Source organism: Vogesella mureinivorans (assembly GCF_007644035.1).
Lineage (GTDB): Bacteria > Pseudomonadota > Gammaproteobacteria > Burkholderiales > Chromobacteriaceae > Vogesella > Vogesella mureinivorans.
On record NZ_VMTV02000228.1, the window covers coordinates 1 to 285 of the forward strand.

Sequence of the window (285 nt, forward strand, 5' to 3'; positions counted from 1 at the left end):
GCTGTCAGCCTGCTGCGATAGGCCTTGAGGCTTTCAGGCACGCCATCATCAAGGCCGACGCTTTCGGCAAGGATCAGGGCATAGCCGATACAGATATCGGCAACGGTGAAGCGGTCGGCGCAGAGGTATTCGCGGGCGGCAAGGCGCTGCTCGATCTTGATCAGCCGCTTGTGGAACCACTTGGCATAGGCGTGCCCTGCCTCCTGCAATCCCTTGTCCTTCTCGAACAGGCAGAAGCGCATATAGACCGTCTGCGGGAAGGTGATCGTGGCATCGGCGTGATAG

At 59.6% G+C, this 285-nt stretch carries 1 protein-coding gene; it reads right to left on the reverse strand.

Features of this window, described 5'->3' with window-relative positions; all coding sequences use genetic code 11:
- Positions 1–285, reverse strand: a 285-nt coding sequence (locus FLQ44_RS07930; protein ID WP_206208745.1) for a glutathione S-transferase family protein, incomplete at both ends; no start/stop codon positions are given.